We start from the raw sequence: 4,593 nt of genomic DNA, 5'->3' as shown, positions 1-4,593 counted from the left end.
ATCGACCTCATCCATCTTGGCCAGCGCGTCATCCCAGTAGGTCAGTGCCCGTTTGGTATTCGGGTCCACGAAGGTACCCGCGATCGGGTCCCAGACCGGCATGTTCTCTCCGGTGTAGATCTCACGGTCGAAGTGCGGCCACCAGATGTTGCGGTAGGTCGCCGCGGTGACCTGGTAGAGCAGTTTCGTCGGGATCGAGCCCCGGATCGCCAGATGCAGGTGCGGGGCACCGCGCTTCTGGGGCTCCACTGTGCCGAAGTACTGCACGTTCCAGCCCACCGCGCGGCGGAGGTTCTGAATCCACCGGTCGAACAACGCTTTGACGTGCATGATGTCGCGGGCAGCAGCCACGTAGTCGTAGGACTCGGGGTCGACCGGAGAACCATCGGAGACCATCTCGCCGGTCTCGACATCACGGACACGGTTGATGTGGCCGTAGCTGGGCATGGTCAAGGTGTGGAACGTCGAGGGCCGGTACTTGCCGTTGGCGTAGGCGGTCCCGACCGTGGTGCGGGCCACCTTCTTTCGTGGCAGGTCCGGCACGTCGTCACGGCGGCGAGTGGACTTGGCCTTGCGACGCGGCTTCTCCTCCAGGGCGGGCAGGCGGCCACGCACACCGAGTTCACGCAGCTCGGTATCCAGGTCGGCCACCAACGCCTTGATCGCATCAGCCAATTCGTGATCGCCGTCGCGACGGGCCTCGTGATACGCACCGAACTGATCAGCACGCGCAGCCAGCACCTGCGCCTGGGCTTCAGTGACCACCGGCTCGGGGCGCACGGGTTCATGCTCGGCGCACCAGCCCTCACTCAACTGGGTCATCCGCACATACTTGTTGGCCTTGGCACACGCCGGGCACGTCGATGCCACGGTGGCCTTGCACGGAGCACCAACGTAGGAGACCCGACCCGTACGTGTGTCGTAGGCACGCATCGGCACCACACGGGCGCACACATCATGCTTTTCAGCAGCAGCCTCAGCGATAGCGCGCACATCAGGCAACGCACGCCGCTCAGCCGCAGTCCGACGATCCGGGGCAACACCAGCGGCAGGAGCGGAACCACAATCGGTCACCATAGGATCGCTCCTTCCTGGGGTGAATCAGCGTGGTAGAACAGCAGTTCCACGGTCGACGGGCCGACGAGGTCCGTGCGGCAGTGATCGGCACCGAACGCGGCCGCCAGATCCAGGGAGCGGCTGAACCAGTCGGCGGGGCATTGGCCGGGCAGCATTCGCGCCAACACCCGGTCGGTCTCGGCACCGATATCGGTCCGTACCCGCTCCGGGACCTCGACTGTGTCTGCGGTGTGGTTGACGAGGCCGCAAGCAGCGAGTTGGCGGGTCCAGCAGCGCCCGTAACGCCACCAGCTCAGCGCCCAATCCTGGGGGCGCAGCGTGAGAGTCGTCATGGCTACCGCTTCCGTACAGGGGTCTCGAACAAGGCCAGCTGATCGGCATCCACCGGTTTGGGTCGCTTCGGTGTCCGGCGTGGCTTCGCGGCCGCAGCGACGATCGGGTTGATGCGGTGGGTCGGGGTGTAGCGGCCGACCTTCAGGCGAGCGTCGGCATCCACGAAGCGGGAGAACCGGGACGTAGTCGGTACCAGCTCCCAACCGGCACGGGTCCGGGTCTCGGATTCGGCCGGCGTGTGCCTGATCTGCTTGATGCACATCGGGCCGCCCCGCAGTACGCGGCCGTTGATCTCGTAGAGCACGTCACCGGGCTGCACCCGGCTGGGAGCCACGACGTAGAAGAACATCGGTTCCGGCTCAGGGCAGGCGGGTGTGGTAGTGGTAGTCATGACTGCACCTGGCTCTCTGCGATGCCACACATCTGGCAGCAGCGTTCACGAACGGTGTTGCCGCGCAGCCGTTTACCCGAGGGGCGAAGGTCCGGGAACTGGTGGCCGTTGCGTTCGCAGTGATCGGCGGTGATGCAGCCGTCGCACCAGACCCGGTCACCGTCGTAGATCCAGCCGACCCCGGCGCAGCGCGATTCCAGGTAGGCGACAGCTTGAGCTACGGAGTCGAAACAGATCGATTCCGAACCGTCTTCGGTGTAGATGTCCCCGCACAGGTCGCAGTAGATGACCGTGTGGTTCTCGGACACGAATCCTCGTTTCATGCCGCCACCGGCCCTTCTCCGTCACCGAGGTCATCGGGATCGAACGTTGCCGGATCAAAGCTCGCTTCGTCGTCGGATTCGACTGGGATGGTGGGCGTTTCGTGGCGTGGCGCGAACTGGTCGACCAGGCGAGCAATGTCGTCATCGGTGACCAGGTAGAACCGGACCCGTGTCAGCTCCCGCGAGCCGTCTTGTTCGATGTAGCCGACACCTGGTGTCATAGGCGAGATCTCGTCGCACTCCGCGCCACGATCACGCGCTCCGGTCCCGAAGACCATGCCGACCTGAGTCGGTTCGGCCAGGCGCAGGCCCATCCGCAGCGGGAACAGTTGCCGTTGGGGCATGTTCTCCTTCGACGGGTCCTGGATGAACGCGAACACCGAAATCGCGGTCGCGCGTGCCTGGGTCAGCAGCAACCCGAGTAGCTCATCCAGGCGTGCTTTGGTCTTGGGTTCGGTGTAGGCCGACAGGGCCGCGAACTCATCGATCAGCAGCAGGACCAGCGGCTCATCCGTGGTAGGAGTGTGCTTGCGCAGCTTGGCCGCCATCAGCTTGGCTTGCCGCTCCCGCATCAGCGCGACGACCTCTTCCAGCAACGCCAGAATGTCTTCAGGGCTCTGGTAGGCGAAGCGGACGAACAACTCCCTCCCGGGACCGAACTCGACACCGCCTTTGGGGTCGATGCCGTAGAGGTCGACCAGGCCCGAGCGGATCGCGGGAGCCAGCCCGGCGACCAGCGACCAGATGATCGAGCCCTTACCCGAGCCGGTCAGCCCGGCACCCAGGCCGTGGGTGTAGAGCACCGGGATACGGACGCCGTCACTGTCTTCGGTGAGCCCGGCGGGGACCGCCTCCAGGTCTACTTCGTTGGAGACCCCACCCGGCAACGCTGCCGGGGCCGCGAGTGTGTCGAACACGCGCAGCTGAAGACGGACCACCCCCGGAGCAGGCAACGACACTGTCACCTTCGGCACCGCGAGGACTTGAGCGAACGCATCCCGGGTGTCTTCGTTGGACCACTTCTTGCGGGACTGACCGGCCAGCATCAGAAAGTCGGCTTCGATGCCGTGACGGGTGTAGTCGTAGGACTCCAGCGGAGGAAACCCCGACTCCGGGCAACCCAGGCCGAGAGCTTGCAGCATCAGGTTGGTTTGCAGCGGATCGGCCAGCACCGACACCGCCGCACGCAACTGCACCGGTGCGTCCGCGATAATCTGCGCCAACGTCGGAGCATCCGGCCTGCGGGTGGTGACGCAGGAGGCGACGAACGCTCCCACACCGAGAATCGAGGCGGCCGAGAGGATTTCGGGCAGCAACGCGATCACAGTAGCCCCCTCAGTGGTTCGAAGGACAGGGCAACCGAGTGCTCGGCGAGCACGTTGGGCAGCACATGCAGCAGATCCGACGCGGCAGCCAGGTCCAGTTGGATTTCGGTACCGCCGACCAGGAACGACACCCGCGCATCCGATGCGACTGTTTGAAAGGGTGTAGCGGCAACGTATTTCACGTTCCGCAGCCCACCCGCGACCGGGGCGCTCATCACCGTTCACCCCACTCACGTTCATCGCAGAACATCACGCAGCCCGCACGCGAGACCGCCTTGGGCTTGGTCTTCGGTTGCGGAGTGCGGATCGGGTCGCAGTGCCACAACCGGATATTGATCCCCGGAGGCGGCTCGGCGCAGTTGCCTTCGTTGAACGACGGCTTCGGGGTGTCCTCGCAGAACATCACGCAGCCATTCGGGCCAGGTGCGCTCTGCACGGTCATCGGTGCCGGTTCCCGGTCGCTCGTGAGCAGGATCGCGGTCGCCAGCACCGAGACCGCAGGCACACCGAGGACGGTCGCGAGGAACACTGGACTGGACGAGAAATTGAAGGTGATCATCGGACGCCCCCCAGGGCAGGAATCGCGAGCGGCAACATCGGCTGCGTCGCTTGCGCAGGTCGAACAGGTTCAGGAGTACGGGCAGTCGACGGGCGCGGTTGCCCGGTCTGCACCACGGGTTTGGGCGCGTACTTCGCCGCAGTGCTCGGCGAGATGCCCAGTGCCGCACCGATTTCGGTGTAGGTAGCACCCTCAGCGCGCATCGCTACCGCCTGAGCCACCGTCGCAGGATCACGACGAGCAGTCCGCCGCTTCCGTGCAGCAGGCACCGGTGCAGGAGCCGTCACCGGGACAGCGACCGGTGCAGGTGCCGAGACCGGTTCAGGCACAACGGCTTCGGTGCGGTCGTTCTCGCGGCTGATCATGTGCGCCAACGTCGCACCCATCCCCAACACCGCAGGCGGGACACACGCCACCAGCACCACCACCGGCCACGGAGCCACGCTCCAATGCGCGGCCTGCATCAGGTGATAGGCGACCTGGCCGACGCCACCGAGGGTCAACGCCCCCAATGCCGACCACTTCGCGTAAGCACGCGTACCCGCAGTGCGGATGTGGCCGTTGAGCCACACATGCAGGGCATAC

The 4,593-nt window shown here is 65.4% G+C and carries 8 protein-coding genes; all 8 read right to left on the bottom strand.

Annotated features, from left to right (window positions below):
• Window positions 1-1,077, bottom strand: a 1,077-nt coding sequence (locus NBRGI_RS11970) for a replication initiator (protein ID WP_370627728.1), incomplete at its 3' end; no start/stop codon positions are given.
• Window positions 1,071-1,409, bottom strand: a complete 339-nt coding sequence (locus NBRGI_RS11965; RefSeq protein ID WP_029895527.1) for a hypothetical protein — start codon at window positions 1,407-1,409, stop codon at window positions 1,071-1,073. The genes NBRGI_RS11970 and NBRGI_RS11965, both read right to left, overlap by 7 nt.
• A gap of 2 nt (window positions 1,410-1,411) precedes the next feature.
• Window positions 1,412-1,801 carry a hypothetical protein gene (locus NBRGI_RS11960; RefSeq protein ID WP_148310785.1) on the bottom strand — a complete coding sequence of 130 codons (390 nt, stop codon included), beginning with the start codon at window positions 1,799-1,801 and terminating at the stop codon, window positions 1,412-1,414.
• Complete coding sequence (locus NBRGI_RS11955) at window positions 1,798-2,109, bottom strand: hypothetical protein (protein ID WP_148310784.1); 312 nt, start codon at window positions 2,107-2,109, stop codon at window positions 1,798-1,800. The genes NBRGI_RS11960 and NBRGI_RS11955 overlap by 4 nt, the downstream gene beginning before the upstream one ends.
• A gap of 11 nt (window positions 2,110-2,120) precedes the next feature.
• Window positions 2,121-3,449, bottom strand: a complete 1,329-nt coding sequence (locus NBRGI_RS45105) for an FtsK/SpoIIIE domain-containing protein (RefSeq protein WP_051727677.1) — start codon at window positions 3,447-3,449, stop codon at window positions 2,121-2,123.
• Window positions 3,446-3,664, bottom strand: a complete 219-nt coding sequence (locus NBRGI_RS49060; RefSeq protein ID WP_235210924.1) for a hypothetical protein — start codon at window positions 3,662-3,664, stop codon at window positions 3,446-3,448. Before NBRGI_RS49060 ends, NBRGI_RS45105 begins: the two co-directional genes overlap by 4 nt.
• Complete coding sequence (locus tag NBRGI_RS11940; RefSeq protein ID WP_029895519.1) at window positions 3,664-4,008, bottom strand: hypothetical protein; 345 nt, start codon at window positions 4,006-4,008, stop codon at window positions 3,664-3,666. The genes NBRGI_RS49060 and NBRGI_RS11940 overlap by 1 nt, the downstream gene beginning before the upstream one ends.
• Window positions 4,005-4,593 (bottom strand): helix-turn-helix domain-containing protein (locus tag NBRGI_RS49055; RefSeq protein ID WP_370627727.1); only part of this gene is annotated, 589 nt, incomplete at its 5' end. The genes NBRGI_RS11940 and NBRGI_RS49055, both read right to left, overlap by 4 nt.

The organism is Nocardia brasiliensis IFM 10847, assembly GCF_000710915.1.
Taxonomy (GTDB): Bacteria; Actinomycetota; Actinomycetes; order Mycobacteriales; family Mycobacteriaceae; genus Nocardia; species Nocardia brasiliensis_A.
The sequence above is the reverse complement of the archived record's forward strand: the minus strand, read 5'-3'. Positions and strand labels throughout refer to the sequence as shown.